At 52.5% G+C, this 25,637-nt stretch carries 20 protein-coding genes and 2 pseudogenes; 12 read left to right on the plus strand and 10 right to left on the minus strand.

What is annotated here, in order from left to right:
* Positions 1 to 96: 96 nt before the first annotated feature.
* The 3 genes and pseudogenes from floR to FE240_RS15650 all read left to right on the plus strand — a co-directional run.
* Positions 97 to 1,311 (plus strand): chloramphenicol/florfenicol efflux MFS transporter FloR, encoded by a 1,215-nt coding sequence (gene floR / locus FE240_RS15640; RefSeq protein WP_023300759.1) that lies wholly within the window; start codon positions 97 to 99, stop codon positions 1,309 to 1,311.
* Between the two features lie 54 nt (positions 1,312 to 1,365).
* Positions 1,366 to 1,644 carry a LysR family transcriptional regulator gene (locus FE240_RS15645; protein WP_001100557.1) on the plus strand — a complete coding sequence of 93 codons (279 nt, stop codon included), beginning with the start codon at positions 1,366 to 1,368 and terminating at the stop codon, positions 1,642 to 1,644.
* Positions 1,645 to 1,755: 111 nt separating this feature from the next.
* Positions 1,756 to 1,965, plus strand: a pseudogene (locus tag FE240_RS15650) (IS91 family transposase); the annotation flags it as partial.
* Here FE240_RS15650 and tet(A) read toward each other — a convergent pair.
* On the minus strand, positions 1,911 to 3,110 hold the full coding sequence (gene tet(A) / locus FE240_RS15655; RefSeq protein WP_032153701.1) for a tetracycline efflux MFS transporter Tet(A): 1,200 nt from the start codon (positions 3,108 to 3,110) through the stop codon (positions 1,911 to 1,913). The pseudogene FE240_RS15650 and the gene tet(A) sit on opposite strands and share 55 nt — an antisense overlap.
* A gap of 105 nt (positions 3,111 to 3,215) precedes the next feature.
* On the opposite strand from tet(A), the gene tetR(A) reads away from it, so the two are divergent.
* The 7 genes from tetR(A) (at position 3,216) to FE240_RS15695 (ending at position 9,708) form a co-directional block, all read left to right on the plus strand.
* Positions 3,216 to 3,866, plus strand: coding sequence for a tetracycline resistance transcriptional repressor TetR(A) (gene tetR(A), locus FE240_RS15660; protein WP_001493764.1), 651 nt, complete (start codon positions 3,216 to 3,218; stop codon positions 3,864 to 3,866).
* Positions 3,867 to 4,160: 294 nt separating this feature from the next.
* Entirely contained in the window at positions 4,161 to 4,514 is a 354-nt protein-coding gene (locus tag FE240_RS15665; RefSeq protein WP_226798853.1) for a hypothetical protein, read from the plus strand.
* Positions 4,492 to 6,225 carry a Mu transposase C-terminal domain-containing protein gene (locus FE240_RS15670; protein WP_157034217.1) on the plus strand — a complete coding sequence of 578 codons (1,734 nt, stop codon included), beginning with the start codon at positions 4,492 to 4,494 and terminating at the stop codon, positions 6,223 to 6,225. The genes FE240_RS15665 and FE240_RS15670 overlap by 23 nt, the downstream gene beginning before the upstream one ends.
* Positions 6,222 to 7,154, plus strand: coding sequence for a TniB family NTP-binding protein (locus FE240_RS15675; protein WP_015460531.1), 933 nt, complete (start codon positions 6,222 to 6,224; stop codon positions 7,152 to 7,154). Before FE240_RS15670 ends, FE240_RS15675 begins: the two co-directional genes overlap by 4 nt.
* A 1-nt stretch (position 7,155) precedes the next feature.
* A complete protein-coding gene (locus tag FE240_RS15680) occupies positions 7,156 to 8,121 on the plus strand; it encodes a TniQ family protein (RefSeq protein WP_015460530.1) in 966 nt (321 codons plus the stop codon).
* 378 nt (positions 8,122 to 8,499) lie between these two features.
* A complete protein-coding gene (gene sul1 / locus FE240_RS15690) occupies positions 8,500 to 9,339 on the plus strand; it encodes a sulfonamide-resistant dihydropteroate synthase Sul1 (protein WP_000259031.1) in 840 nt (279 codons plus the stop codon).
* Positions 9,340 to 9,465: 126 nt separating this feature from the next.
* On the plus strand, positions 9,466 to 9,708 hold the full coding sequence (locus tag FE240_RS15695) for a hypothetical protein (RefSeq protein ID WP_000376617.1): 243 nt from the start codon (positions 9,466 to 9,468) through the stop codon (positions 9,706 to 9,708).
* Between the two features lie 83 nt (positions 9,709 to 9,791).
* Here the strand turns inward: FE240_RS15695 and FE240_RS15700 are convergent, their stop codons facing one another.
* Together FE240_RS15700 and FE240_RS15705 are read right to left on the minus strand one after the other, a co-directional pair.
* The gene (locus FE240_RS15700; protein ID WP_001183923.1) at positions 9,792 to 10,091 is read right to left on the minus strand and encodes a DUF2293 domain-containing protein; all 300 of its coding nucleotides are present in this window, start codon (positions 10,089 to 10,091) and stop codon (positions 9,792 to 9,794) included.
* 601 nt (positions 10,092 to 10,692) lie between these two features.
* Positions 10,693 to 13,709 (minus strand): annotated as a pseudogene (locus FE240_RS15705) (Tn3-like element IS3000 family transposase).
* 177 nt (positions 13,710 to 13,886) lie between these two features.
* Between FE240_RS15705 and FE240_RS15710 the strand changes: the two are divergent.
* Positions 13,887 to 14,138 carry a plasmid stabilization protein gene (locus FE240_RS15710; RefSeq protein ID WP_134996526.1) on the plus strand — a complete coding sequence of 84 codons (252 nt, stop codon included), beginning with the start codon at positions 13,887 to 13,889 and terminating at the stop codon, positions 14,136 to 14,138.
* Between the two features lie 200 nt (positions 14,139 to 14,338).
* Here FE240_RS15710 and FE240_RS15715 read toward each other — a convergent pair whose 3' ends face one another.
* Both FE240_RS15715 and FE240_RS15720 read right to left on the minus strand, forming a co-directional pair.
* Positions 14,339 to 15,172 (minus strand): hypothetical protein, encoded by an 834-nt coding sequence (locus tag FE240_RS15715; protein WP_223933913.1) that lies wholly within the window; start codon positions 15,170 to 15,172, stop codon positions 14,339 to 14,341.
* A 50-nt stretch (positions 15,173 to 15,222) separates the two neighbouring features.
* On the minus strand, positions 15,223 to 16,299 hold the full coding sequence (locus FE240_RS15720) for a type IV toxin-antitoxin system AbiEi family antitoxin (protein WP_221933462.1): 1,077 nt from the start codon (positions 16,297 to 16,299) through the stop codon (positions 15,223 to 15,225).
* Between the two features lie 2,084 nt (positions 16,300 to 18,383).
* On the opposite strand from FE240_RS15720, the gene FE240_RS15725 reads away from it, so the two are divergent.
* The gene (locus FE240_RS15725) at positions 18,384 to 18,857 is read left to right on the plus strand and encodes an antitoxin Xre/MbcA/ParS toxin-binding domain-containing protein (protein ID WP_226798855.1); all 474 of its coding nucleotides are present in this window, start codon (positions 18,384 to 18,386) and stop codon (positions 18,855 to 18,857) included.
* A gap of 84 nt (positions 18,858 to 18,941) precedes the next feature.
* On the opposite strand, the gene FE240_RS15730 is transcribed toward FE240_RS15725, so the two are convergent.
* The 5 genes from FE240_RS15730 to FE240_RS15750 are packed head-to-tail and all read right to left on the minus strand — an operon-like array spanning position 18,942 to position 25,618.
* Positions 18,942 to 21,161, minus strand: a complete 2,220-nt coding sequence (locus tag FE240_RS15730; RefSeq protein WP_134997594.1) for an AAA family ATPase — start codon at positions 21,159 to 21,161, stop codon at positions 18,942 to 18,944.
* Positions 21,158 to 21,664, minus strand: coding sequence for a hypothetical protein (locus FE240_RS15735; RefSeq protein WP_134997595.1), 507 nt, complete (start codon positions 21,662 to 21,664; stop codon positions 21,158 to 21,160). Before FE240_RS15735 ends, FE240_RS15730 begins: the two co-directional genes overlap by 4 nt.
* Positions 21,661 to 22,080, minus strand: coding sequence for a hypothetical protein (locus tag FE240_RS15740; protein ID WP_134997596.1), 420 nt, complete (start codon positions 22,078 to 22,080; stop codon positions 21,661 to 21,663). Before FE240_RS15740 ends, FE240_RS15735 begins: the two co-directional genes overlap by 4 nt.
* Positions 22,077 to 24,140: an integrase gene (locus tag FE240_RS15745; protein ID WP_226798857.1), complete on the minus strand. Its 2,064-nt coding sequence runs from the start codon at positions 24,138 to 24,140 to the stop codon at positions 22,077 to 22,079. The genes FE240_RS15740 and FE240_RS15745 overlap by 4 nt, the downstream gene beginning before the upstream one ends.
* Positions 24,137 to 25,618, minus strand: coding sequence for a site-specific integrase (locus tag FE240_RS15750; protein ID WP_134997597.1), 1,482 nt, complete (start codon positions 25,616 to 25,618; stop codon positions 24,137 to 24,139). The genes FE240_RS15745 and FE240_RS15750 overlap by 4 nt, the downstream gene beginning before the upstream one ends.
* Between the last annotated feature and the right edge of the window lie 19 nt (positions 25,619 to 25,637).

The following is a 25,637-nucleotide window of genomic DNA, read 5'->3' on the forward strand; positions in this document are numbered from 1 at the left end:
CCAGTATTGTTGTTGCGGCGCTCTGTAAGGCTAGTCTCATCTGATTGCTGACGAGCAGACGTCGCCCGGTATTCCTTAATCGAGGGTTGATTCGTCATGACCACCACACGCCCCGCGTGGGCCTATACGCTGCCGGCAGCACTGCTGCTGATGGCTCCTTTCGACATCCTCGCTTCACTGGCGATGGATATTTATCTCCCTGTCGTTCCAGCGATGCCCGGCATCCTGAACACGACGCCCGCTATGATCCAACTCACGTTGAGCCTCTATATGGTGATGCTCGGCGTGGGCCAGGTGATTTTTGGTCCGCTCTCAGACAGAATCGGGCGACGGCCAATTCTACTTGCGGGCGCAACGGCTTTCGTCATTGCGTCTCTGGGAGCAGCTTGGTCTTCAACTGCACCGGCCTTTGTCGCTTTCCGTCTACTTCAAGCAGTGGGCGCGTCGGCCATGCTGGTGGCGACGTTCGCGACGGTTCGCGACGTTTATGCCAACCGTCCTGAGGGTGTCGTCATCTACGGCCTTTTCAGTTCGATGCTGGCGTTCGTGCCTGCGCTCGGCCCTATCGCCGGAACATTGATCGGCGAGTTCTTGGGATGGCAGGCGATATTCATTACTTTGGCTATACTGGCGATGCTCGCACTCCTAAATGCGGGTTTCAGGTGGCACGAAACCCGCCCTCTGGATCAAGTCAAGACGCGCCGATCTGTCTTGCCGATCTTCGCGAGTCCGGCTTTTTGGGTTTACACTGTCGGCTTTAGCGCCGGTATGGGCACCTACTTCGTCTTCTTCTCGACGGCTCCCCGTGTGCTCATAGGCCAAGCGGAATATTCCGAGATCGGATTCAGCTTTGCCTTCGCCACTGTCGCGCTTGTAATGATCGTGACAACCCGTTTCGCGAAGTCCTTTGTCGCCAGATGGGGCATCGCAGGATGCGTGGCGCGTGGGATGGCGTTGCTTGTTTGCGGAGCGGTCCTGTTGGGGATCGGCGAACTTTACGGCTCGCCGTCATTCCTCACCTTCATCCTACCGATGTGGGTTGTCGCGGTCGGTATTGTCTTCACGGTGTCCGTTACCGCGAACGGCGCTTTGGCAGAGTTCGACGACATCGCGGGATCAGCGGTCGCGTTCTACTTCTGCGTTCAAAGCCTGATAGTCAGCATTGTCGGGACATTGGCGGTGGCACTTTTAAACGGTGACACAGCGTGGCCCGTGATCTGTTACGCCACGGCGATGGCGGTACTGGTTTCGTTGGGGCTGGTGCTCCTTCGGCTCCGTGGGGCTGCCACCGAGAAGTCGCCAGTCGTCTAACCGACGACTGGTAGCAGGCCCGCTCCGATGCGGCGCACTAACCATCGAAACCTCGTGAATGTCGGTATCCTGTCTGGCAGGATACCGCTCATTTCCCTTGTTCAGTTCATCGCCGTCGCCGAGCATCTGAATTTTCGGCATGCGGCCAAGGCACTTGGTATCAGCCAGTCGAGCGTCAGCGCGCGTGTGAAAGCGCTGGAGGATAACCTTGGTGTCCTGCTATTTGAGCGCCATGCGCGGGGCGTTCGGCTAACAGACGCAGGCAGGCACTTCATGGAGCGTGTCACGGCGGGTGTCGATCAACTCGATCACGCAGTGAAGACCGCGGAGTGACGGGCACTGGCTGGCAATGTCTAGCAACGGCAGGCATTTCGGCTGAGGGTAAAAGAACTTTCCGCTAAGCGATAGACTGTATGTAAACACAGTATTGCAAGGACGCGGAACATGCCTCATGTGGCGGCCAGGACGGCCAGCCGGGATCGGGATACTGGTCGTTACCAGAGCCACCGACCCGAGCAAACCCTTCTCTATCAGATCGTTGACGAGTATTACCCGGCATTCGCTGCGCTTATGGCAGAGCAGGGAAAGGAATTGCCGGGCTATGTGCAACGGGAATTTGAAGAATTTCTCCAAAGCCCGCGACGCAGCGCCGGCAGGCAGAGCAAGTAGAGGGCAGCGCCTGCAATCCATGCCCACCCGTTCCACGTTGTTATAGAAGCCGCATAGATCGCCGTGAAGAGGAGGGGTCCGACGATCGAGGTCAGGCTGGTGAGCGCCGCCAGTGAGCCTTGCAGCTGCCCCTGACGTTCCTCATCCACCTGCCTGGACAACATTGCTTGCAGCGCCGGCATTCCGATGCCACCCGAAGCAAGCAGGACCATGATCGGGAACGCCATCCATCCCCGTGTCGCGAAGGCAAGCAGGATGTAGCCTGTGCCGTCGGCAATCATTCCGAGCATGAGTGCCCGCCTTTCGCCGAGCCGGGCGGCTACAGGGCCGGTGATCATTGCCTGGGCGAGTGAATGCAGAATGCCAAATGCGGCAAGCGAAATGCCGATCGTGGTCGCGTCCCAGTGAAAGCGATCCTCGCCGAAAATGACCCAAAGCGCGGCCGGCACCTGTCCGACAAGTTGCATGATGAAGAAGACCGCCATCAGGGCGGCGACGACGGTCATGCCCCGGGCCCACCGGAACGAAGCGAGCGGGTTGAGAGCCTCCCGGCGTAACGGCCGGCGTTCGCCTTTGTGCGACTCCGGCAAAAGGAAACAGCCCGTCAGGAAATTGAGGCCGTTCAAGGCTGCCGCGGCGAAGAACGGAGCGTGGGGGGAGAAACCGCCCATCAGCCCACCGAGCACAGGTCCCGCGACCATCCCGAACCCGAAACAGGCGCTCATGAAGCCGAAGTGCCGCGCGCGCTCATCGCCATCAGTGATATCGGCAATATAAGCGCCGGCTACCGCCCCAGTCGCCCCGGTGATGCCGGCCACGATCCGCCCGATATAGAGAACCCAAAGGAAAGGCGTCGTCGCCATGATGGCGTAGTCGACAGCAGCGCCGGCCAGCGAGACGAGCAAGACCGGCCGCCGCCCGAAACGATCCGACAGCGCGCCCAGCACAGGTGCGCAGGCAAATTGCATCAACGCATACAGCGCCAGCAGAATGCCATAGTGGGCGGTGACGTCGTTCGAGTGAACCAGATCGCGCAGGAGGCCCGGCAGCACCGGCATAATCAGGCCGATGCCGACAGCGTCGAGCGCGACAGTGCTCAGAATTACGATCAGGGGTCTGTTGGGTTTCACGTCTGGCCTCCGGACCAGCCTCCGCTGGTCCGATTGAACGCGCGGATTCTTTATCACTGATAAGTTGGTGGACATATTATGTTTATCAGTGATAAAGTGTCAAGCATGACAAAGTTGCAGCCGAATACAGTGATCCGTGCCGCCCTGGACCTGTTGAACGAGGTCGGCGTAGACGGTCTGACGACACGCAAACTGGCGGAACGGTTGGGGGTTCAGCAGCCGGCGCTTTACTGGCACTTCAGGAACAAGCGGGCGCTGCTCGACGCACTGGCCGAAGCCATGCTGGCGGAGAATCATACGCATTCGGTGCCGAGAGCCGACGACGACTGGCGCTCATTTCTGATCGGGAATGCCCGCAGCTTCAGGCAGGCGCTGCTCGCCTACCGCGATGGCGCGCGCATCCATGCCGGCACGCGACCGGGCGCACCGCAGATGGAAACGGCCGACGCGCAGCTTCGCTTCCTCTGCGAGGCGGGTTTTTCGGCCGGGGACGCCGTCAATGCGCTGATGACAATCAGCTACTTCACTGTTGGGGCCGTGCTTGAGGAGCAGGCCGGCGACAGCGATGCCGGCGAGCGCGGCGGCACCGTTGAACAGGCTCCGCTCTCGCCGCTGTTGCGGGCCGCGATAGACGCCTTCGACGAAGCCGATCCGGACGCAGCGTTCGAGCAGGGACTCGCGGTGATTGTCGATGGATTGGCGAAAAGGAGGCTCGTTGTCAGGAACGTTGAAGGACCGAGAAAGGGTGACGATTGATCAGGACCGCTGCCGGAGCGCAACCCACTCACTACAGCAGAGCCATGTAGACAACATCCCCTCCCCCTTTCCACCGCGTCAGACGCCCGTAGCAGCCCGCTACGGGCTTTTTCATGCCCTGCCCTAGCGTCCAAGCCTCACGGCCGCGCTCGGCCTCTCTGGGGTTCTAGGGATTTTCCGTCCAAAAACGACAAAGTGCTCTGGAGGCCACGCCGTCCGCGGCCTCCAGAGGGGTATTACTTTTTTGGCGCTTCACATAGCCAGTCACAATAAATCAATCACTTAGCAGTCTGAATGTCGCATTTGGACGGAAAATCCCTAGAACCCCAAGAAGGCACGATCTTCCGAGTGGTGACCGACCGGATGATGAGCGGCGAATGGTTGTCCAGCACCCGGTTGTTGTCAGGCCACCTCGACAAGCCTTTCGATGTGCAATTCGAGCAGGATTGCGTCGCGTTCCTGCAACAACGTGACAGCTACCGCATCAGCGAGATTCTCGCGCTGGCGCAACAACGAGGTCTTAATCCTCAAGCTCTACTGCCCGTGCTCTACCGTATGGTCGCGCGAGGCCAACTCTCCCTCGACCGCGGTCAGCCGATTGGACCTCAGACGTGGGTTGCCGTTGTTGGATCGCAGAAGCGACTATGAGGCGAAGCGCGCACTACCCGGGCCAGGGGCGCCGCTCGACATTTCGACGATGGATGAGGCGCAGGTCGCCGAAGCCGAGCGCCGGCGCGACATCATCGCGCGCCTGGAAGCCGGCGGTCGTTTCGACAGCGCGACCGTGGAGGCTGCCGCCGCCGAGTTCGGAGCCAGCAAGCGGCAATTTAACCGCTACCGCAAAAGCCTCCGAAATACCGGCGCGCTGACCTGCCTGTTGCCGCGCGGGCGGAGCGGCGGGCGGGGGCGGCTGCGGCTCGACCTCCGCGTCGAGGAAGTCATCACCGAGGTGCGGCTGGAGTTCAGCCGTCATCGCAAGGAGGCCAAGAACCATCACGCATTCGCCGAGATTCGAAACCGCTGCGTGCGGCGGGGCTTGATACCGCCCTCGCACAACACGTTGCGAAGCCGCTTCGCCGGCGTTCCGGCGCGTGAGCGCGTCGGCCTGAAGTACGGAAAGAAGGTGGCTCGTGAGCGATACGAGCATATCCGAGGCAAGACGCCCGAAACGACGTTTCCACTTGAGCGTATCCAGATCGACCACACGCTCGTCGACGTGGTCTGCGCGAGCGCTTTCGACCGTGAGCATGTCGGCCGTCCCTGGATCACTATCGCGCTCGACGAATGCACCCGAGCCGTCCTCGCGTTCGTGCTGACCTGGGAATATCCAAACGCCTCGACCGTCGCTCAGTGCATGACGCGGGTGATGACGCCCAAGGATGAGTGGCTGGAGCGCGTCGGCGTTCCACTCCCATGGCCGATGTATGGCACGCCCAATAGCGTCTATCTCGACAACGCAGCTGAGTTTTGGTCACGCGCCCTGTTCTATGGGTGCAGGGAATACGGCATCGCGCCGCCGGAGCATCGCCCGCCAGGGCTGGTCCATTTCGGCGGCATCATTGAACGCTTCATGGGCACGGCGATGGACCAGATGCGGCTGCTCCCCGCAGCAACCGCCCGTGATCGCGGCTTCGACAAGGTCAAGACCCGCAATCCGAACGAGGCGGCCGAGATGACCCTCGATGAGCTAGAGGTCTGGATGCTCGAGTTCATCTGCGGCCAGTATCACGTCCGGCCGCACAGCACGACCAAGCAGCGCCCGGATCTGGCCTGGGAGCGCGGCATCTATGGCACCGAGAAGCGTGCAGGCGCCGGCCTCCCGCCGATCATCGCTGACAAGCAGAAGCTCTATCTCGACTTCGCCGACATCGAAGACCGGACGATCGAGCGCTACGGCATGCGCTGGGACAATATCGAATACTGGGACGAGGTGTTGCGGCCGTTCCTGGACGCTGGAGAGCAACGCAAGTTCGTCGTCCGCCGAAACCCCTACGACGCCTCACGCATCTACTTCCTCCACCCAATCGAGGGGACCTATTGCGAGCTGCGCTGCGAGCAGATTACCCTTCCCAACGTGTCGGTGTGGGAGTTCAACGAGACCCGCAAGCGGTTGGTCGCCCAAATCGGCGACAAGCCGGACATGGCGACCATCATGGCGTCAATGGAGCGCCAACGCCTGCTGGAGCAGGACGCACAGAACGCGAAGAAGCGACACAGGAGTCGCTTGAAGCAGGAGCGTCGGCGGGTCGGCGAACAAGTCACCGCCGAACTCACGCCGCATGCGCCCATCTCCGAAGACGCACCGCCAGCGCCGCAGGCTCCGGTTCGTCGCGACATCTTTTATGAGATCGACGAATGATCCTCATCTCGCAGGACCGCCGCCTCACCAAGGCCGCCCGCGAGGCGCTTGAGGCGGACAACACCGCCCAGCGGCTCAACCTGATCCGGCAGAAAGTCTTCATCCGCTACGCCGCCGCCGATGCGATCACCGAGCGGCTTCAGGAGGCGCTGGAGGATTATCCGACCGAAGGCGACAGCCACATCCTGATCTGGGGGCCGTCGGGCATCGGCAAAAGCCAAATCGTCAAGCGCTTCGCCAAGTTGCAGAACCTCCCGGACGATCCGAGGGCGTCCAAGGCCAACGTCCCGGTGCTGGTCGTGAGCATGGGGCCGACCGGTTCTGCCCGAGGGCTGCTGGTGCGGATCCTTGGGCAACTCAACGCGCCCTACGGCAAGAGCGCGAGCACCGACACCCTTTATCCTGACGTCCTCAGACTGCTCCGAACCAGCGGGGTCAAGATCCTGGTCATCGACGAATTGCATCACATCGAGAAGGGCAATCGCAAACAACGCGAAGAGGCGCTGGCGACAATCAAGCTGCTCGGCAATGACCTCGGCATCACCATCGTCGGGTGCGGCACGATCGCCGCGCTGCGCACGCTTCGGTGGGACCCGCAGATCGAGCGCCGGTTCGAGCCGCATCGACTCGAGGTCTGGGGTCATAACGAACAGACCTATGGCCTGCTCAACAGCCTGGAGACCTGTCTGCCGCTTCGCCACGCTTCCGGGCTTTCCGATGACAAGATCGCGACCTGGATTATCAACGAGTCGGAGGGGACCACGCGCGAGATCGCCTATCTGGTGCGCCGCGCCGCCCTGATGGCCATCCGCTCAGAGAAAGAGCGCATTGATCTTCCGCTGCTGCGCTCGCTGAACCATGTGAGGCCATCGGTTCGGCGGCAGCGGGAGGACGTCCTCCTCAGAGCCGCCTCGCTGCCGCCGCTCTGAGATGTCGGACCTGCGTCTGTGGCCTTGGCGTCCCCGCCCGCAGGCCGACGAACTGCTCTCTAGTTGGCTGCGGCGGATCGCGCTCGGCAACTCCGCCAAGCTGCATAGCTTTTGTCACGCCGTCTGGCCCGGGCTGCAGATCTGGAATCGCGACATCGACGGGCTGGCGCCGCCTCGGCTCATGGAGGGGCTGGTCGCGCATACCGGGGTCGATGCGCAGGTCGCGGAGTTGACGACCTTCCGGCCCTGGGTCGGCACGTTGTTCGAAGAGGTCCGGGTCACGGGGGCGACCCAGTGGCTGCTGCCCGTGGGCATTCATCACCGCACCCGCCGGCGGCCGGGCCAGCAGTGGTGCCCCCTCTGCCTGACCGAGGACGCCGAGCCCTACTATCGGCGTCGCTGGCGCCTGGCGATCGCCAGCACCTGTCCTCGCCACGGCTTGGTGCTGGCCGACAGCTGCCATGACTGCGGCGCGCCCGCGGTCCCTCATCGGGGCGCCGATCCCTGGTGCCACATCTGCACCGCCGATCGGCGCGACCACCCGGTGATGGCGGCCGAGAGCCAGGCGCTACAGTTCGAGTTTCGGCTCAGCGAAATGCTCGCGCCCGACGTCGTCCCGCGGACCGACTTGGAGGCCATTCACCCGCTGGCCTATTTCGGCCTGGTTCGTCAGGTGATGACCGTGCTCAGCGGCGGCGAGCGGTCGCAGGGTCTGCGCGACGAGGTCGCGCGCAGTTGGGGCGGTGATCCCGCGCCCTACGCCGCCAAGCAGATCGAGACCGCTTCGGCCGCTGATCGACATCGACTATCAGGCCTCACCGCCCGGGCGATGCGCGGGTGGCCGTGGCTGTTTGTGGGCCACTGCGCCGACGCCCGGGTCTGGAAGTCCTGGGCGTTTGCGGACCGGCGCTATGGCCGATCACCGTTCGCCTATGCCGATCCAGTGATCCGTTACCTGACGCCCTGACGGCGGTCGCCTGTTCGTCGCTGGGTGTTGGATGCGTTGCCGCTGCGCCACGGTGAGTCTTCATTAACGCGACGCCTTTCATCATGAATCTCAAACAGTTGCGACGCTACTCTCGCGCGGGCTTTTTGCTACCAAATTGGCGTTTATGTTTGCCATAGTCGGCCGTTCATGCGACATTTCTTCATATAAGGTTGCCCGGAAGCCATTATCGGTTGCCGGGCTTTTCGACTCGAAGGACCGCATCATGACCAAGCCCATGCTCCAGCCGAGTCAGCTCGGTGAAACTTCCACGTGGAAGTCGCCAATGTGCCACGGCGTCATTGCTGCCTTTTTGCTCGCCCGATCCCCATCGTGGAAGTCGCTGCGGAGGCCGACGCCATGGTGACGGTGTTCGGCATTCTGAATCTCACCGAGGACTCCTTCTTCGATGAGAGCCGGCGGCTAGACCCCGCCGGCGCTGTCACCGCGGCGATCGAAATGCTGCGAGTCGGATCAGACGTCGTGGATGTCGGACCGGCCGCCAGCCATCCGGACGCGAGGCCTGTATCGCCGGCCGATGAGATCAGACGTATTGCGCCGCTCTTAGACGCCCTGTCCGATCAGATGCACCGTGTTTCAATCGACAGCTTCCAACCGGAAACCCAGCGCTATGCGCTCAAGCGCGGCGTGGGCTACCTGAACGATATCCAAGGATTTCCTGACCCTGCGCTCTATCCCGATATTGCTGAGGCGGACTGCAGGCTGGTGGTTATGCACTCAGCGCAGCGGGATGGCATCGCCACCCGCACCGGTCACCTTCGACCCGAAGACGCGCTCGACGAGATTGTGCGGTTCTTCGAGGCGCGGGTTTCCGCCTTGCGACGGAGCGGGGTCGCTGCCGACCGGCTCATCCTCGATCCGGGGATGGGATTTTTCTTGAGCCCCGCACCGGAAACATCGCTGCACGTGCTGTCGAACCTTCAAAAGCTGAAGTCGGCGTTGGGGCTTCCGCTATTGGTCTCGGTGTCGCGGAAATCCTTCTTGGGCGCCACCGTTGGCCTTCCTGTAAAGGATCTGGGTCCAGCGAGCCTTGCGGCGGAACTTCACGCGATCGGCAATGGCGCTGACTACGTCCGCACCCACGCGCCTGGAGATCTGCGAAGCGCAATCACCTTCTCGGAAACCCTCGCGAAATTTCGCAGTCGCGACGCCAGAGACCGAGGGTTAGATCATGCCTAGCATTCACCTTCCGGCCGCCCGCTAGCGGACCTGGTCAGGTTCCGCGAAGGTGGGCGCAGACATGCTGGGCTCGTCAGGATCAAACTGCACTATGAGGCGGCGGTTCATACCGCGCCAGGGGAGCGAATGGACAGCGAGGAGCCTCCGAACGTTCGGGTCGCCTGCTCGGGTGATATCGACGAGGTTGTGCGGCTGATGCACGACGCTGCGGCGTGGATGTCCGCCAAGGGAACGCCCGCCTGGGACGTCGCGCGGATCGACCGGACATTCGCGGAGACCTTCGTCCTGAGATCCGAGCTCCTAGTCGCGAGTTGCAGCGACGGCATCCATGTCTCGACGATGCCAGCGGAGTGCTTAAGCTACTCCTAGCGCATTGGGCGCTGGGACGGGGCGGGGGTGCATAGCCATGCACCGGCGGATAAGCGTGCGCGCGGCTCGCTCCACCGATTTGGCTAGGGGAGCGCGGTGCTGCGCCAGCTTTCTAGAATGTCGCTTACTTCGCGGCTGACAATTAACCGCGCCTCGGCGCGAGCCATACCGGAGATCGCCAAAAGTCGATCGTAGTCGGTAAGTTGGTGGCGGGCGAAGGTTGAGGCCACAATGCCGACGACCTTGCCTAGCGAGGCTTCTGTCCACCGTTTGGCCAGAATCCGTTCGATGAGGATCTCGCGGTATTCCGGCGGGCAGCGAGCTTGATGTTTGCGAAAATGTCGCTCGACCGTCCGCCGGGTGAATAATGTGCCTTGCTGCATGCGATGCCTCCAAGGAGACGCTCGCATCGGCCTACGCCAAAAGGGGTCGCATGAGGTGCTTGGGGGCCGCCAAAAGGGTAGCTCAGCGACATGCCTTCCGATGTTGCCGTCAGCTAATCGCCAACCTTGGGGGGCGGCAGTTCGTTCGGCGTTCCCCACGACAATAGCCAGGCTTTCACAGCCTCGTGGCTGATAGTCCGGCCTGCCTCAATGTCGGCAATGCCCTCGGCGGTCGCTTCCTGGTCGTCGTCAAAGTTGTCGGCTTGGGAGTTCACGCAGTCCAACTACCACAACACCCGACCGCCCGGCCACACCGGTCCGACGCCTACGCCTTTACGGCCACACGGTGTAATGGAGGAGAGAGAGCCAACACATGCGCCAGCGCGAATGGCTTGGCGGCGGTCCGCAGGATTTCAGTCGCCGCCTCGTAGGCTTCAGACGGGACCACTCGGTCCGGAGGCGTTGCGGCGGGACCCCTAGTGTGCGCCCTTCACAGACCCTGAGGAGCGCACCGCTCGCCTTCTTGGGGTTCTAGGGATTTTCCGTCCAAAAACGACAAAGTGCTCTGGAGGCCGCGCCGTCCGTGGCCTCCAGAGGGGTATTACTTTTCGCTGACGGGTAAATATCCCTCGATTGAGCGCATAAGCTCCTCCAGATCTGGCAATTTTTCGCTCAATTCGAAGTGGTAAGTCCCCTTGAGGTTAATGTTGTGCCAGGCCACAGGGGATGCCTGTTTGACGATATCTATTCTCTTGGTATCTCCTTGGTATTCGAAGCTGGTCAACAGCTGGCTGAGTATCCTGGAGTTGAAGTAAACGATGGCATTGGTGACCAGGCGAGCGCACTCATTCCATAGCTGGATTTCTTCGTCTGAACTGCCCCGGAACTGATCCCCATTGACGCTGCTCACGGCCCGACGCAGTTGGTGATAGGCCTCTCCCCGGTTCAGCGCGCGCTGAACATAGTTTCTTAAACTGGCATCATCGATGTAGCACAGTAGATAATTCGCTTTCACCAGGCGATTGTATTCCGTCAGGGCTTCCAGCAGCGGGTGATTGCGCTTGTACTCCGAGAGCTTTCTCACCAAGGTGGCTTGCGTTGTTTTCCGCTGCTTAAGTGATACTGCAATCCGTTGGATGGTATCCCAGTGCTGCGCAATACGATGGGTATTGATTGGCTTTTTAAGCACAGCTGAATTCGGTGTTCTTTGTCTTCCTTGACATCAAACATGTCATTGATCACTTTGCCAACCTGGGCATAGCGTGGGGCAAACTGGTATCCGAACAGATCCAGTAACGCGAAGTTCACATGGTTCACCCCATGGGTATCGGTTGAGAGCACATCCGGAATGATGTCTGACGTATTGCTCATCAACAAATCAAAGATGTAGTGCGATTCATGTTCGTTGGCGCCGATCACTCTGGCGTTGATCGCAGCGTGATTGGCGATCAAGGTCATGGCAGAAACACCTTTTTGAGTGCCAAAGTACTTCGACGAATAACGGGTTTTGAAGGTCTCGCGCCGGGCTTCGAACTTTTGACCATCGGCACTGGCGTGGATCACATCTTCCTGGATGTTGTAGTACCGGAAGATGGGTAGCTTGGCTGTCGCGTTATTGATGTTGTCGTTAGCAGCATTCAATGTTTCCAGGCGAAGATAGTTCGCCTGGATAGTGCTGAGCTGATCATAGGTACGATCAGAGATCTGTGCCATGCCGTAAATGCCTTGATTGGTTGCATTGCCGACCAGAATTGCCAACAGGTCATATTCATGGGAACGGCTTCTGGATTGGGAACCCAGCACATGAGCGAAGCAGTCAATGAAACCGGTGTCACGATCAACCATGCGCAGTACATCCGCAATCCCCGTTGTGGGAATTTGCTGGAAGAAGGGATTGTTGACCAGATGATGTTTGCTGGCCGAAGGCAGGCGCCAGAAGCGTTTACCCTGCGGATTACGCAAGATGATATTCCGGTTGTCTTCCTGTTCAAGATATTCGCCGACTTCGTACAAACGGGTATCCAATTCCATGGCCATCTGTTTGATCAGCTTTTCAGGCTCCTCCGCTAATTTTGTAAAATGGCTCTGTTGAAGCAGCGTATATTTGTTTTTTCGCCAATGTTCCCCGTCGATCAGGTCGGCGTCGAGTGCCCGGTATTTAGTGATATCAGGCAGCGTCAGCTGGCCATTCAGGCGATCAGGAATCTGTTGATAGAGGAACCACTCATAACGATCGATCAGGATATTCCCTTCACCATCCAGCAGGAATTCACGTGATTTTTTGGAAAGGAGTCTGGTGTCGGCAGTTTGCAACTGAGCGTCCTGGCCGTTGAGTTCGTTTTGTGTTTTCGCCAAGGCGGCCGCTAAGTGCTGGGTGCCGTCGCAGCCTTCGAAGCGCAGACATAGGAACAACTCTCGCAGCAAACCTTTCCGCAGACTTTCTTTCTCGTCGCAGTACTGCCACATGGCTTCATCGACCGATCGTCGCTGCTCGTTCAGGAAGAGACATACAGATTCCAGATCCCTTTTGGTCAGCAGGCTCAGTGCTTGCTGTCTTACTGTTGCAAACGGTAGTTGCAGATCAATGCTGTCATCAATGAACAGGTGCAGTACTTCAGCTGCCTTGCTGACATTTTTAGCTGCTTTTTGCCAATCCTTAAACACCGCTTCCTGCGCATAATCCTTTGCCTTCTGTTTGGTCTGTCTGACATGATGCACAAAGCCATCGGCAATACGTTCCAGCGCTTGCTGCCATCGCGTTTGAAGATAGCACAATAAATACAGCCATTGGCTGCCTACGGTTTGACGTTTCAGTTTGGCACCGTAGTAGTCGACTTTCTCTGCCAGGTGTTGCAGATTTTTCTGCGACAGTGATAGCGTGCTCAACAGCAGATCCACTTCCGGCATCCAATGCTGGATATGGCGATAGACAATCAGTTCTTTCTCCAACTCGGTTCCGGTGAAGTTACGAGCCGATTGTCGCAACTGTCGGAACGGCAGTGGACCTGTGCCGTTCACGAGCTCCGCCAGTGCTTGCTTAAGACCGCGTGACATTGCACGCTCAAGGTGCGCGGCCATGTGTTCCTGTTCGTCTCCCACCACCTGACTGATGATCTTTTGCAGCGTGCTGTAGGCAGGGATTGCGATCTTCTGCCCCGAACAATATTCAATGGCCGCATCGAAGAGGTGCCTAGGCGCTGTCCAGGCTCTGGCTTGCTGGGATAAGTAATCTCTCAACGCCGCTCCATGGTCTTTGACATTCCAGCGCTGGTAGTTGCAGAGCTGGAAAACACGTTGGTAAATCCGTTCGTTCTCTTTTGGCGTGAGATTAAAGGGTCTACAGCCTGGGCCTGGTAGAACGGTTTGATAAACGTATTTGAGGTCCTGCTTGATCTGATGAAAGCCGGGATTCAGCACCACCGGCTTGGCTTTGAAATAGCCCAGCAGTACCACCAGCATGTAACGCTGGCCCCGATGACGGAGGCTTTTAGCGATCGCCAGTTCCTTATCGTTCAGCGAGAAAAAGAAGCGTTGGTCGGCGGAGGTGAAAGCGGGGGGTCCATATAACTCATCTTGTTCTGCCTCGGACAAGATTTGGACACGTTCTTCGAATGCCATGGATTTAGCCCAAAAAGACTAAATCTTACTCAAACAGAGCCCAAATAGGGATCTCGAAAAAAGTAATACCCCTCTGGAGGCCACAGACGGCGGGGCCTCCAGAGCACTTTGTCGTTTTTGGACGGAAAATCCCTAGAACCCCACAATAATTAATGCCAAAACGAGTAGGAACCGAACATGAGCTACCAGATTCTCTCCGCTGCGGCGGCCAGCATTACCGAACTGAAACGCAACCCCATGGGCACTGTCAAAAAAGGCAATGGTTCTGCCGTTGCTATCCTCAAGCACAACGAACCAGCCTTCTACTGCGTGCCACCAGAGCTCTTTGCTTACTATATAGAACTAGCCGAAGACGCTGAGCTTAATCGTATCGCCGATGAACGCATGGCCCTACTCGATAAGGTCAGCGTATCGCTAGATGATCTATGACGTATGCCACGCGATTTTATCGTTGAGTACTGAGGTAGTTGCTGAATTATGAGCGTTAACATTGTGGGAAACACCTGAGCTTTGTAGTTCTAGGGAAGGTGCTAACAAGTCACTTGACACAAAAACACTCCACCATAACTAATTGATATTAAATGACTAAGTTTCAGTTTTTGCGCAAGAGGTACTTATTCGCACTTTCCTTATATTACCCGTTGCCTCTCAACTTCGGCCAGTAAGCTTTGGACTAACCCTGCGGCAAAACGCTGACGACCAACAAGCTCATCTTCGTTGTCTCCACCGTGGAAGCGTGCGTAGGCAACAGCCCCCACCTTCTCATAGCCTTCACCATGCTCGTCGTCCCCGAAACGTCTCGCTAACGCTGCTAACCCATCTTGCATTGCCTCTTGATGCTGTTGTGAACGGATGCGTTCAACGAATAGAGCTGCGACTTCCTTTACCGAGCCTGAGTATTGGATCACATGAATTAGGTCAGCGGCATCCTTCCTCTCCTGACGCTGATCCAGAGCCAGAGCTTTCAAAATTACAAATGCTGGCACGTCCGCAAATCGCACAGTATCCACTGATAGACCATCACCACCCAGGAGCTGGGCAGAAACTATCTTCTCCTGATACCAGTCGTGGACGATTCGGGCATGCTTAATGGTGAGCGCCGATACTCTTTCCCCATCGACGCTGATGGTCCTGCCAGGTTCCTCTGCACCGGCATCTCGTAGAAGTTCAACGACTACTTCTATATGGTCATCGACCTTGCGACGCCAGCGCCAAGATGCGGGCTTTCCCTCTTCGACCCACCTGATGAAGCCCCGAGCTTTTAGCTGATCCGCAAGGCTAGCGTATTCGTTGTCAGCTGCCAGCACCTCTAGGTTTAATACTATGTCCACGTCCGAAGTCCCCGCATGCATCGGAACATCGGGTAGGTTCTCTGGAGTGAGATAACGAGGAACCAGGCCGCCGACAAGTCTTAGGGTTTCCTTCAGATGTCCAAAGGCGCTTAGCAGTGTGAGCAGTGTCATCTCGCACGCCGATGTAACGTCTTGACTATATCCAGCCGCTGTACGAGGCTTCAATCCCGTTGCCATAAAGACTCCAATTGTTCTCTGATATGTTCCGCCAGTTCTTTATTGCGGCCTCGGCCATCCAATAAGTCCAAGTACAGAATGTAAGGACTTGCGAAAAAAATAGGGTGGTTTGGGCTCACATCCCGGTAAAGCAAACTCGCGGGTTCGCGCTCGATAAGTGTGACGTTTGCCCCTTTGCTGACTGGCTTCAGGCCTAGCACGTCAGCCATTCTATCCGCGTAGCCCTTGGGCACAATGATCTCCGCTCCTTCAGTACTGGTCAGCAACGGTGCAAGAATATTGGCGGCAGCAGCACCTGTGAACGCCCACGGATAATCCACCTTCTGATGGTCTATCCGTTCTGCCAGATGAGCTAACAGGTGTTTGGGATTTTCGACAAAGGTGTACCACTTCGACTTCTGTTCTTTGCGATGCCGCCACTGCTCAGACCAAGCGTCCAAAAGCTTATCAGGGTGAGTGAGCATTCTACGCTTGCTAGGTCCTCCACCAGTAGATTTCACCCATTCACGTAACGTCAGTTCCTGCAACACAAGAGAGCAGGTGTACGCAGAAGTTTCGGCTTGCTCGGCCAGCTCTCTACCAGTTAGCCACCCATGACTATTCATCAGAAGCGAGTGGATTACACTTTCACGAGCTCCAGTGAAAAGAGCAATGCCCTGGGTGTTCTTTTTGGTACGGTGAGAAGGCTTTTCAATATTGATGAGCCAGCCGTCGTGCTTTAGATAAAGGCTGCCTCCTAGTTCGAATGAGGCGATATTCTGTTCCCTAAGCTCCTGCTTAGCCCCTGAGCTTAGTACGCCTGCCGCGAGCAATCCAATCGCGTCGTGACTATGATGAGTGTCGCGTATGCGCCTGTGGAGCTGGTACACTGCATTTCTTAAGTCTCTTGGATAGACCTCTCTTTTGACTTCGACGAATACCAGTAGGGTTTTACTCGGAGCCTTTATCTCGATCATGCCATCAAGCTCAACCCCAACCCCACGAAGCTCGTGCGAAGCATTGTGCACCGAGGCTTCAGGGCCGAATGCCCCAGCAAGAGCCTCAACCAGTGCATCCAACATCTGCCTTTCGAATTCGAACCCCGAATGATGTGAGTAACGTTCCATAACCTTAGCCCCCATAGCATTATTAGCTGTACAGCAAAAAACGCCTTTTCAGCTAATGTTTAGGCCTTATCGTATCATTAGCTGAACAGCTAACAACCCTCTATAGGCTAAGTTTTGTATATTCTATCCTGTATTGACCAGAATGCCCGCATGGATGAGGTGTGCGGAATCGTTCCTTTCCCGACGATGATCCTGGGCTTTCAAGATCACAAACGTAGGTACATCGGTATACCGCACAGCTTCCATCGCGAAAGGCCGTTGATATGACCTCAATATGGGGAATAGCTGAACTTCCCTGGCTGGTTCAGGTTGCCACTATGGGAAATACCTGAACTTTGTAGTGCGCCAGGGGTCGATAGGGTCTCTATATGGGGCAGCTGAACTTCCCTGACTGGTTCAGATAGCCACTATGGGAAATACCTGAACTTTGTGGTGTGAGTGGGAGGTCGATATGACTTCAATATGGGAAACACCTGAACTTCTCGGGCTGGTTCAGATCGCTACTGTGGGAAACACCTGAACTTCATGAGCTGGTTCAAGTCGCTACTATGGGAAACACCTGAACTTCTCGGGCTGGTTCAGGTCGCTACTGTGGGAAACACCTGAACTTCATGAACTGGTTCAAGTCGCTACTGTGGGAAACACCTGAACTTCATGGGCCGATTCAGGTCGCCACTGTGGGAAACACCTGAACTTCACGGGCTGGTTCAGGTCGCTACTGTGGGAAACACCTGAACTTCATGGGCCGATTCAGGTCGCCACTGTGGGAAACACCTGAACTTCACGGGCTGGTTCAGGTCGCTACTGTGGGAAACACCTGAACTTCACGGGCTGGTTCAGGTCGCCACTACGGGAAATGCCTGAACTTTGTGGTGCGAGTGGGAGGTCGATATGACTTCAATATGGGGCAGCTGAACTTCCCTGACTGGTTCAGATAGCCACTATGGGAAATACCTGAACTTTGTGGTGTGAGTGGGAGGTCGATATGACTTCAATATGGGAAACACCTGAACTTCTCGGGCTGGTTCAGATCGCTACTGTGGGAAACACCTGAACTTCATGAGCTGGTTCAAGTCGCTACTATGGGAAACACCTGAACTTCTCGGGCTGGTTCAGGTCGCTACTGTGGGAAACACCTGAACTTCATGAACTGGTTCAAGTCGCTATTGTGGGAAACACCTGAACTTCATGGGCCGATTCAGGTCGCCACTGTGGGAAACACCTGAACTTCACGGGCTGGTTCAGGTCGCTACTGTGGGAAACACCTGAACTTCATGGGCTGGTTCAGGTCGCCACTACGGGAAATGCCTGAACTTTGTGGTGCGAGTGGGAGGTCGATATGACTTCAATATGGGAAACACCTGAACTTCTCGGGCTGGTTCAGGTCGCTACTGTGGGAAACACCTGAACTTCACGGGCTGGTTCAGGTCGCCACTACGGGAAATGCCTGAACTTTGTGGTGCGAGTGGGAGGTCGATATGACTTCAATATGGGAAACACCTGAACTTCTCGGGCTGGTGCAGGCCGCTACTGTGGGAAACACCTGAACTTCACGGGCTGGTTCAGGTCGCCACTGTGGGAAACACCTGAACTTCACGGGCTGGTTCAGGTCGCCACTGTGGGAAACACCTGAACTTTACGGGCTGGTTCAGGTCGCCACTACGGGAAATGCCTGAACTTTGTGGTGCGAGTGGGAGGTCGATATGACTTCAATATGGGAAACACCTGAACTTCTCGGGCTGGTGCAGGCCGCTACTGTGGGAAACACCTGAACTTCACGGGCTGGTTCAGGTCGCCACTGTGGGAAACACCTGAACTTCACGGGCTGGTTCAGGTCGCCACTGTGGGAAACACCTGAACTTTACGGGCTGGTTCAGGTCGCACCTGTGGGAAACACCTGAACTTCACGGGCTGGTTCTGGTCGCCACTGTGAGAAGACCTAACGCTCGGTTGCCTACGGAGGATCATCGAGTGTACCGATGTGCTTTCCAGTGAAGAATTTTATCGCTACTTTTAAGACTATATCTTGCAATGAGAACATGAGCATTATGACTTACTCAGCATATAATCAGGGGCATGTGAAGCCCCATTGTGCACGACTTGTCATGTCTCTAGGTATTCCTTCCGACCCATTGAGTGTTCATTCATGGATTGTTGCAGGAATTCCCCCTGAGATTATTATAAGGCTTGTTGAATCTGTCAGGTCTGATATGAAGACAATCTGTCATCTTGTTGGTATTAGCAAAAGGACCATAACCCGTAAACTAAAGAATGGAACTCCTCTAACTCCTGAGCAAGGGTCTAGAGTATACAGTGTAATACAAGCACTTGATGCAACAATCTCGCTACACAATGATGATCTTGCTATGGCTATGGCTATGGCTATGGCTTGGTTACATTGCCCTGCAAAAGGGCTGGGAGGTGAGATACCTATGAATATCTTGACTACACCAAGCGGTGTCCAAGCCGTGGTCGATCTCATTGGTCGGATTGAACATGGGGTTATTGCCTGAACCCGTTCGCTCAGAATCGGTCTTTGATATGATAAGTGACTCAAACTCTGGGTAGCTATTCACCAATAGCTAAAGGAAGGCCTGCTATTTTTTTAATAGCAACGCCTTCACCTTATGTCCAAGATCAACATTTCGTTTGCTTGCTGACTCATGCGTTAGAGCTTGGCTCAGAATATTCAAAGGCCCGATCAAGTAGACCTTTTCTACGGCTCGTGTAATCGCGGTATAACACATTGTTCGATCAATGTTTGGGGCCTTATCCAGAACAATGATGACTTGTTTAAACTGTGAACCCTGACTCTTGTGAATTGTCATAGCATAAGCATGGCGAAGGGCATTGATTATATCCAACGAGATCTCTCGTTCTATGCCGTCATCCCACAGTATCTTACCAAAGCTAGTCAAAGATTCATCGTTGTCATCATTCTTTAGAATTTTCATTACGTTGTAAACTTGGCAAATGTGTCCTGTGGAACCATTCATCAGGTCATGGTCGTAAAGGTTGGAGCAGCACATTACTTTGTCATGTAGTTTAAACTCAGTATCTAAATATCGATTTACTTCTTCTATGAATACTCTTAATGGCTTGCTTTTATTAAATGCTACGCAGCGTTTATTTATATCATTAACCATTTTGGTTGTAGCGCAAATTATTTGTGTTTCATCAGGTTTTTCTAAATATATTGAGACTGCTCTCCTTTGAATTGCATTAGTTCCATTTATATCAATATGGACGACATCATCGTAGCTAAATGTTGGAAGAACACCATTACGGATAGCGGCTGAGATAGCCGGAATATTTGAGAGTCTATCTTGCCGACGAACCTCTGTTAATGTGATTTTGGGAATGTCGTGCATTGGCACCAGTTCATGGAAAACAAGACCAAAATCTACAGGTGGGAGCTGCCCAATATCGCCTAACATGATTACATGTGCAGAATTAGGAACACATCTCAATAGGCGGTACATACTAGGTAAGTCTACCATTGAGCTTTCATCGACAACAATAACAAGTTGTCTGCCTTCATAATCTTTAGCATTGAAATTTCTAATAAATCTTGCGATAGTATAAGCCTCTTGATTTGTTGCCTCTGCCATCCTTTTTGCTGCTTTGCCTGCAAGTGCGACTTGTACTGGTATTATATCTAACTTATGAAGCACTGAATAAAGCGCATCTAATAATGTAGTTTTACCTACACCTGCACCACCATTAATAATTAGAAAACGATGTTTTATAGCCCCAAAGATAGCTTCTTTTTGAAGAGAGCTTAAGTGAAAGCACTTTTTACTTTCGTATTGATTGATATAGAAGTTTATCCTTTTTTCATCGAGAGATAATTTACTCGGGGTTGTGATGAGGTTCACCAATCGCTGAGCAACATATGCTTCCATGGTGAAAGCACCTGCGCTCTGTAATTCATTATCACCAACCTCAAGGATATTTTCACACGATGTGGCGAGTGCGAATGCTTGATTAACATAGCACTCTGTTTTTTCTGGATTCATTGGGATATGCAAGAGTTGTTTCAGCCATATATCTAAATCATATCGTGTTGCTAATGTACTCCCGTTAGAAAGATGACAGTACAACGCCTCCTCGGCTGCTGCTGCGAACCTAATAGGAGCGTCCAATTGAAAGCCTAGAGCCAGTGAGATCCGATCACATTCATTAAAATCAACACCAAATGCTAATAATCGGTAAGGATCTTCGCTTATCTTACTTATGGTTTCCTGTTGATAATAATCTGATACCAAAAATGAGGTTGATACTGATAAGCCTAAATTTGCATTGCAGAATCGCATAGCATTAATATTTATATAGCTACGCCATGCATCGGCAGTATTTTTTGCAGTGTTTTCACTTAATATCTTACGCAGGCTTACAATATCCCCATTATCCAATATTTCAAATAGGGACTCACCAAATGTAGACCATAATTTACGGGCTTTCACTGGGCCAACACCTTTAAATCTGGTGTGACTGCCTAACATAAGTGCGATCTGCTCCCCTGATGGCCTAATAAGGTCTAGGTATTGAGGGGTGATTACAGTGAGAATACCTCCGTGCTCTACTCGTCTACTATACTGCTTTTTGACAGCTAATTTAACCAATGCACCCTTTGCCAATATTAGTGATAGGCGCTCACTGTTATGTTCATTTATGTGAATGATGTAGTTCTGCTTGTAATTGCAGTTACGTAGAGTGTCAGGATCTATCTGTACAGCATGAAATGATCGACCTTTTCTGGATGAATATGGTGATCTTGTGATGCGGAAAAACCTCTCTTGCCCGAAGTCATTCATCTTGGCACCCGCTTAAATATTTCTAGCAATTCCATGCGATGCTGATCTCGATGTGAATTTGATTGAAGAGATTTATATTCCTGCTTCAATCCTTCTAGATGAGATTCTAGTTCTGCAACCCGTAGCTGTAATTGGCGAATCATTTTATCTTTCTCTTGAATGCTCTTTTCTAGCGGGCTGTATCGATTTGCGGGTGTTTTTGAAGTATCCCGAGCCTGGTAGGGCAGCTCCTGTAAGGTATTCTGTTCAGCTAGCCATTGAGCCTTACTTTTAAGGTACGCAACAATGTATTTGTTTTGGTAATAGCTAGAGCGAGATATGCCAATCTCTTTTATTATTGCAGTTGCATTTAAACTGCCATTTTCTATGAAGTTTTGCCATTCAGCAAGGTCAAGTGGCCCGACCAAATTTGCCACCTTAACTAGATTTTCACGCGCCTTGGCATGCATTCTATCGAGATCGAAATCTTCCAGTTCACGACTAATACTGAATGCTCTATTCATTTTTTAAGATCTTTCAATCTAGCTTTTGTCTTCATAGAGTGTGGGAGCGGTGCTTCCAACTCCTCAATGGACATACCATGACTTGTTGCATTGGCGAACCAGCGAACAAAAGTCTCATCATAGTCAGCTAATAGTTTTTTTAACTTGATATTTTCCTCTTTCACTTTATCAAGTTTTGATTGGGTTTCTTCTGCACGCCTGCCGATATTTTCTATTATGTTGCTACTTTGATTGGCTTCTTTATAAGCCTTAACAATAGATTCTTTTTTGGACAATGCTTGCCGAGTAAACCCTGTCTCCTGTTCTAGTTCCTTCCAGGTGACCTTATTCCTCCCACTGCGGGCAGCTAGGATTACGATGAGTTTGCAGAAGTCTTGCTCTAGTGCAGCTGTAATTTGTTTCTGTTCTTTTTTCATATTGCAACACACCCATTATTACCATTAGGAAAAACTTGCACTCGTTCGCCATCTGAAATTGAATTATCCTGCTCAATAGCGAGGGCTATACGACAACCATTTAATAGCTCTTCATGAGAACGTAGCCAGTTATTGGAGCCATGATATTCTGCGTCAACAGCTGCCTTAACATGCTGAATTCGAGTTTCTTGTTCATCTTGAAGTTTTTGTAAATGAATTATCTCTCCTTGTTTTCCTTTTATACGATAATACTCAGAGCACCCACGGACGCATGCATAGTATTTTCCACATGGAGAGTCACTATAGTCATGTTTACATAAGCCAATTGCAGTGATAAGTGTTGTGCCAATGTCTTCTATCGTTTCAAGAACCTCATCACGATCAACCAGCGTAAAGATCACTGATGCCTCTTTTGCTTGCTCTGGTGTTATATTTGAGGCGGCAAAGAGTATGTCTGCGTTATCCATGACTCTTTTAGCTGGATTAGTGTGGTCATAGGCTATATTGTCTGGAGTATACTTTCGCCCAAAGTAGCGAGCAACCTCTATAGGAGTTACTGAATCTGAGATCTCCAGCATAGTGCCTAGAAAGTGACGAAATTGATGTGATGTCAGCCGGATTTGTTCACCTTGATAGCACAGATGTTTGCGTTCAAATATATTTTTGATACCAAGTTCAGGGCGACCTGAAATATAGTCTGATATCTGAGTATGCGTTATCATTGTGAATTCCCAGGGCTCTGTGCTCTTATCAGAATGATGGCGCTGATGTTGGGTAACAAATATTAGTTTATCTGGGCAATCAGCCACACTTAACACTGACATCTGTTTCCATAATTCATCGATAGACTTCTTCGCTAATGAAAATGTTTTTTCCTTTAAGTCTACTGAGTGGAATGCGGCCGCATTTTTACCTGTATTTGGATTCAGTTTATTAGTCAGATTAACATTTCTTTTCTTTAGATAGGATAATAGATTTGAACGTGATGACCAGTTTAATCTTTCCCAAATGTCAGTGACAAACAGCTCACAATCTTCGGTGATAATTGGGAAGAAGTCGTATTTTCCATTAATGACACATTTAATCGTGTCACGTACAGGTGCTAATATTTCAAGTGCGCTAGTCAGACCTTTTTGTAGAATCGGCAGCAGGCTTGAGGCTATAGCCTTGGTCTGATATGCAGCGCCTTTTTTGGCTCGATAGCGGATCTCATTAATGCATACTATGTCAATTTCGCCTGTGAAGACGTTTAGCTCCTCAACTTCCCTGGCCTGTAAACACTCGACATCCAAGCAGATCACCTCATCAAATCGCAGACCTGTTGCAAACATAATTTCTACGATAGCCTGAAACAGGGCATCATCACCTTCTAGATTCGAGTTAGAAAGTGTTGCTACTGCGATGAGGCTTTCGTGGGTAGGTAACTTCTCATGCCGTTTGGTAGTTGACTCAAAATCGATTCTTGAATCACTGGCGGTATGCGTGTCACCGCGTTTAGCTGACTTTTTGAATACTATCTTTTGGATAGAAAGCTTCTTCTTGTTAATGAAAGTCGCAATGGATTCAAGTTTCTGACCAATACGATAGAAGGTAGAACTTTCTAACCTATCGTGTGCTTCAGCCTCTGCTACTTTGAAGTCATAAGTAGTCAGATTACTTGCTGTAATATTCCTTTTTAGCATCGCATTATCTAAATACCGATATGCAACAATATAGAAATTGAGTGTCCCTACATCTTTCGCCTTCTCAATTTGCAATGCTGAGATATGACATTTAGCGATATCAGATAGATCAAGATTGTGAAACGGCTTTATGTCATTATATGATGACTTAACTTTTTTTCCGAGCTTGTTATCTCTGCTAAAATTGACTGATATATTATATCCAGATTTTCTAGCTTGAGTCTTACAAATACCTTTAGCATCCCAGCTAATGTCATCCCATTCCCAACTTTCTATTTTTGCAAAGGGAGTGTTTTTTTTGTAAAAGTGAACCAATTGTGCCAGATTGCTATCAGAATCCACACCAATTGACGGTAATAATTGTAGGCTGGTATTCATAGTTCACCCCGATCAAACATGTCAGCAAACTTGCGAGCAGCTAAAAAATCTTTATGTTGTAGAATATTTATGGCGTGAGCATCACCAAATACTTCTTTTATTTCTTCTACCATCGTATCTACAACTTCCTTATGGTCAACGTCTTCAAAGGCTTCTAGAGAAGAACAGTTGTAACAAGAAAGTGGGGGTTGAAGAGAACATGGGGTTGTGCTACCACAGCTACCAATTTTAACAAGATTTAAATTTTTCGATGGGGCGAAAATTCCTTGTCCTCTCTGAGAGGCATAATCGGGCGTAACAACTTTACCTGCAAATACATCGATTATGTCGATGGCCTGACTTCGCAGTATATCATCTAGTTTTTTAGCAACGTTATGCGATTGTCTATAATAAACGTCTAGCTGTTGTAAATCACTATGATCCATTAGTTCTGCAACAACAGTCATAGGAGTGCCCTTGGCGATTAGCCGCGAGCAGAAGGTTTTACGAAGTCTACGGTTGGTTACCTTGAAGTCCAATCCAACAGCCATTCTGAACTGATTGGTGATGTATGTTATCTTGGTTATCTTTACTTGCTGCTTAACTAATTCATCTCTAAGACTGTAATACTCTGAGATTACAGGCCAATCATCAGTGATTTTTGTACCTAGTATATCTTCGTAACGTGATTTCATTGATGAAATTAGTTTTGCAAGTGTTTTTGTTATGGGGCGAATTTTATAAACGTTATTATTGGTCCTCCCTCTTTGTTTTGCCCTTAAAACTTTTAGGGTATGTACACCTTTGTCAGAGATTTGCAAGTCGGAGAACTTTAGTCTCATCACCTGGATATTTCTCATGCCAAGAACTTGGGCACATTTTAGTGACACCAATCCCTGTAACTCATGGGTGGTGAGTGTCTCTGGTAAAACTGAGTTTAATGTGGAGATGAAGATTCGTTCTTCCTTGATCGTGAGTGGTCCACGGTCAGGAATTTCCATAATTACATCAAGGCCCTTACCCTCAGCTGTACCAAACTTTATACTGGCTAGGTAGTAATCATAAAAGTCTTCATCAAAGTGTGGTAGACCCTCTTCAACACACCATTTATACAGTATTCTTAAAGCAGATTTAGTGCTAGGACTACGTTCAGAGCTCAAAAGCTCTCTGTAGATTTCTTGTATTTTTTCGGCAATATCTTCTGCTACAGTATCGTCAGGGATTTTGAGTAGGCGCCAACAATGTTGTTGTGAGAAAAGAGCATAGTTAGAGTAGATATGACAAGCATAAGAAATCCATGCACGGGCATGCTCTCTTAGTTGGGGAGAGATTTTTTCAAAGAATAGGGTCTCCCTCTCCGGTTCCAGAACTACTTTACTTTGTGTTAAATCCAGTTGTTGGCCTGACTGGCTTACAGGATATGGGTCATAAGAAAATTGTGGATGCTGGTCTATTTGTACCAACATGATTTCGTTTTTATCTAATTTTTTTGTCGGCATGGCCACCACCTTGGCAATT

Source organism: Aeromonas simiae (assembly GCF_014892695.1).
Lineage (GTDB): Bacteria > Pseudomonadota > Gammaproteobacteria > Enterobacterales > Aeromonadaceae > Aeromonas > Aeromonas simiae.

Excerpts from the sequence above, each read along its gene's own strand:
- FE240_RS15715 (WP_223933913.1), bottom strand. The coding sequence starts at position 15,172 with ATGACACTGCTCACACTGCTAAGCGCCTTTGGACATCTGAAGGAAACC.
- FE240_RS15665 (WP_226798853.1), top strand. The coding sequence starts at position 4,161 with ATGTCGCATTTGGACGGAAAATCCCTAGAACCCCAAGAAGGCACGATC.
- FE240_RS15745 (WP_226798857.1), bottom strand. The coding sequence starts at position 24,140 with ATGAATACCAGCCTACAATTATTACCGTCAATTGGTGTGGATTCTGAT.
- FE240_RS15700 (WP_001183923.1), bottom strand. The coding sequence starts at position 10,091 with ATGCAGCAAGGCACATTATTCACCCGGCGGACGGTCGAGCGACATTTT.
- FE240_RS15695 (WP_000376617.1), top strand. The coding sequence starts at position 9,466 with ATGGACAGCGAGGAGCCTCCGAACGTTCGGGTCGCCTGCTCGGGTGAT.
- FE240_RS15740 (WP_134997596.1), bottom strand. The coding sequence starts at position 22,080 with ATGAAAAAAGAACAGAAACAAATTACAGCTGCACTAGAGCAAGACTTC.
- FE240_RS15675 (WP_015460531.1), top strand. The coding sequence starts at position 6,222 with ATGATCCTCATCTCGCAGGACCGCCGCCTCACCAAGGCCGCCCGCGAG.
- FE240_RS15750 (WP_134997597.1), bottom strand. The coding sequence starts at position 25,618 with ATGCCGACAAAAAAATTAGATAAAAACGAAATCATGTTGGTACAAATA.
- FE240_RS15680 (WP_015460530.1), top strand. The coding sequence starts at position 7,156 with ATGTCGGACCTGCGTCTGTGGCCTTGGCGTCCCCGCCCGCAGGCCGAC.
- FE240_RS15735 (WP_134997595.1), bottom strand. The coding sequence starts at position 21,664 with ATGAATAGAGCATTCAGTATTAGTCGTGAACTGGAAGATTTCGATCTC.
- FE240_RS15710 (WP_134996526.1), top strand. The coding sequence starts at position 13,887 with ATGAGCTACCAGATTCTCTCCGCTGCGGCGGCCAGCATTACCGAACTG.
- FE240_RS15730 (WP_134997594.1), bottom strand. The coding sequence starts at position 21,161 with ATGAATGACTTCGGGCAAGAGAGGTTTTTCCGCATCACAAGATCACCA.
- FE240_RS15720 (WP_221933462.1), bottom strand. The coding sequence starts at position 16,299 with ATGTTGGATGCACTGGTTGAGGCTCTTGCTGGGGCATTCGGCCCTGAA.
- sul1 (WP_000259031.1), top strand. The coding sequence starts at position 8,500 with ATGGTGACGGTGTTCGGCATTCTGAATCTCACCGAGGACTCCTTCTTC.
- FE240_RS15725 (WP_226798855.1), top strand. The coding sequence starts at position 18,384 with ATGAGCATTATGACTTACTCAGCATATAATCAGGGGCATGTGAAGCCC.
- floR (WP_023300759.1), top strand. The coding sequence starts at position 97 with ATGACCACCACACGCCCCGCGTGGGCCTATACGCTGCCGGCAGCACTG.